Source organism: Nonomuraea sp. B12E4, assembly GCF_039871825.1.
Classification (GTDB): Bacteria; Actinomycetota; Actinomycetes; order Streptosporangiales; family Streptosporangiaceae; genus Nonomuraea.
Genome location: NZ_JBDPME010000072.1, coordinates 1 through 3119 on the forward strand (window position 1 = coordinate 1; position 3119 = coordinate 3119).

A 3119-nucleotide genomic window follows, 5' to 3' on the forward strand; every position below is an offset into this window, starting at 1 on the left:
GTAGCGTCTGATCCTCAGGCGCGAGGCGTGTCCCATGCCAGGCCGGAGAGCAGCAGTGATTACCCCCTGCGCACCTCGCACGCAAACCAATCTGAGATTTCATCAGATGAAATTGCGGCCGGTTCCGGAGTACGCGAGAAACACACCGCGTGATGTGAGGCGTTTCTGACTTAAAGGCCTCGCAGATAGGGGCAACTGGGGACTTCGGCGGCAGAGCTGGCACAGGTCTTGGTGATCATGGAGTTGCGACGCTCTGTGATCACTGAGGAGACCTGTGCCCGCGCTTCCATCATGGCAACCTGCCCTGGCAACGGTGTGGTGACCTGATGCCGGTCACCATGCTCTACGGCGGAGGACTGTTCTTTCCCGGCGAAATGGCCGGCACCTCGGCTGAGCGGGCGGCAGGGGACCGCGGTCAAGGGACGTTCACCGGTTTCGTGCGACCAGCCGCGATCGGTCTCGCTGACCGATATATGCTTCCCCGCAAGCCTCCCGGTATCGGACAATGGGGATGTGATTGATCGGTCCGGAAGAAGGCCGAAGGGGTTCCTGTTCATTGTGGTCGCGTTGGACGTCGTCCTGCCGATCCTCGCGCTCTTAGCCATAGCCGGCGAGCGACTGGTACACGCCGACGGCCCCACGGGGCCGACCGGTGGTGTGTTTGGGGTAGGCCTCTTATTGATCGCCGTGATCCTGGTCGGGCTCAGCGTCCTGCTCGCGTGCGTCGGCATGGACGACGTTCCGGACTCGGCGGCGCTGCTGTTCGGAGCGATGGCGGCGGCTGCGATGCTCGCGCTGTGTTGGGCTGGATACCTGACCCATACGAAGACGGACGACTGGCCGCTCGAACGGCGTGGCGAACTCGTCACCTGCACCGTGGAACGAATCGACACGGAGACCGACTCGGAGACCTTCGTGGACGTTCGCAGATATCACGTGGCCTGTGCCAACGGCATGTCCAGAAGGCTGCTCGAAGAGCGCGCGTCGTGGAAGGTGGGCAGCCAGGTGCCGTTCCGTGTCGATCCGCACGGCCGGATCGATCCGAGGCCCGCGGGGGAGGCGACCGTTGCGGCAACGGATGTCCGGAATATCGCAGGACTGTTGGCCTTGAGCATCGGCTTGCCCTTGCTCATGCTCGTGTTCAACTCGAGGGTAGTTGACTCACGGGACACCGATCGTTCATGGTGACGATCCGGTCCGTGCTGCTCCTGTGGAACGAACGCCACGTGCGGCACTGCTCCTGCCGACAATGTCATCCGCGCAGGTCATCCGGGCCCTCGCCCCGAAGTGTGGACACCTTGAGTGCCGGATGATGGAAATCCGGAGGCAAGGAGTTCCACGTGGCGATGAAGTCGTATCCGCCGGAGTTCAAGGCGGACGCCGTCGCGTTGTACCTGTCTGACCCGGCGCGGACGTACGCGTCGGTGGCGCGGGACCTGGGTATCAACCGCGAGACCCTGCGCCTGTGGGTGAAGGAGGCCCGCGCGGACGGCACCGCGGGGGCGAAGAAGGCGGCCCCGGGCAAGAAGCCGGCGAGCGGCACGCTATCGTCCGACGACGTGCTGGAAGAGGAGAACAGGCAGCTCAAGGCCCGGGTCCGGGAGCTGGAGCTGGAGCGCGACATGCTGCGCCGGGCGGCCCTCTCCACACATCCGGCGGGCGGCAAGGTGGGTGCGGTGCACATTGCGGAGGCCCTTTGCGCGGAAGAAGGTGACATCACGATCAGCTGATGGGAGATGTGATGATTCTCAGGCGAATCACTGCAGCCATCACCTTGGTGGCAGGCCTGCTGGTGCCGGCGTTACCGGCGGACGCCTCCGCATCGGTGACGCTGGAGGCGAGCTACACGACCTCGCTGGAGAACGGCTGGGCGCTGGTGGAGCGCTACCGCGACAACTCCACCGGATTCCAGGCCGAGACCTATCCCCCCGACGGGCGAGGCGACCACACCGGGCAGACCAGGCGACTGTTCGGCGACATCGCCCGGCCGCATTCTTCCAGGTTCCTGCTCTACCACGCGCCCGGCTGGCAGACCGGGACCAAGGCCACCCCGGTTCTCCTGGTCCACGGCGCCAACCAGACGGCCGACCTGGCCTGGGCCAACCCCAACGCCCGCGGATCCTACGGCTGCGGACAGGCCAGCTGTCCCACCACGGGGCTCATGCAGTACCTGGACGCGCGCGGCTACAAGGTCTTCGCGGTCGGGTTCCCGCACGTCACCGGCGACGGCCACTACTGGGCCGAGCAGATAGCCGACGCGGTGGCCCGGATCAGGGCCAAGACCGGCGCGGCGCAGGTGGACGTGATCGGCTGGTCGAAGGGGGCCTTCAACGCGCGCATGTACGTCTCCTCGCTGCGCCAGCCGTGGGGCACACCGTACGCGGGCGATGTCCGCAAGCTGCTGCTGGTGGGCGGGCCGAACAAGGGCTTCGACTGGGGTTACCGACACGGCTGGACCCACGATTTCGCGATATTTCCTGAATGTGGAGGCACGCTGAACGCGCCCGCCCCGCACTCGGAGATGATCTGCTACGGCCTGTGGCGCAACCACCCCGAACTCAGCTATGAGGGCAACGCCTACCCCGGCTCGGACGACATGCTCTACCGCTGGGACAACGTCTACCCACTGCCCGCCACCGAGCAGGACTGGTACACCACCTACTACGGCGGCACCGGTTTCTACACCTACGGCCGCGGCATCCAGTGGGCCATCGACCGCGGCTCCCTGGTCGGCCCCCTGATCGCCGCGGGCACTCCGGTGAGCGTGGCCGTCTACCAGCTGTGCGGCAACTCCCCTGACATGGCGCTGCTGCACAACGAGCACACCGGCCCCTCCGATGGCGCGGTCTTCGTCGCCAGCTGCACCGCCCCCGACGGCATCACCACCCGATCCGGTACGGCCACGCTCGGCCTCAACCACCTCAAACTCGGGTGGTCCGCCACCGCGATGACCCAGCTCGCCACCTGGCTCAACTGACGAATCCAAAGGACACCGCTCGGCCCCGGCCACCCGGCGCCGCAGGCGGTCCGCTCGGTCTTCCTGGAGGACTACGGAGATCCGGACGAGCCTGGGGACGCCGACATCATCCGCGCGTACTCGCCGTATCACAACATCGCGC

Annotated in this window: 2 protein-coding genes and 1 pseudogene; all 3 read left to right on the forward strand. The window is 66.2% G+C overall.

The genetic code is table 11. The features are described from left to right. Positions 1-513: 513 nt before the first annotated feature. A complete protein-coding gene (locus tag ABGB18_RS49215) occupies positions 514-1188 on the forward strand; it encodes a hypothetical protein (RefSeq protein WP_347702640.1) in 675 nt (224 codons plus the stop codon). Between the two features lie 152 nt (positions 1189-1340). Further along, positions 1341-1640: pseudogene (locus tag ABGB18_RS49220) on the forward strand (transposase); the annotation flags it as partial. Between the two features lie 101 nt (positions 1641-1741). After that, positions 1742-2977, forward strand: coding sequence for a hypothetical protein (locus ABGB18_RS49225; protein WP_347702641.1), 1236 nt, complete (start codon positions 1742-1744; stop codon positions 2975-2977). Positions 2978-3119 lie beyond the last annotated feature (142 nt).

Bases quoted from the DNA above. Each gene is read 5' to 3' on its own strand.
- ABGB18_RS49225 (WP_347702641.1), top strand. From the start codon at position 1,742: ATGATTCTCAGGCGAATCACTGCAGCCATCACCTTGGTGGCAGGCCTG.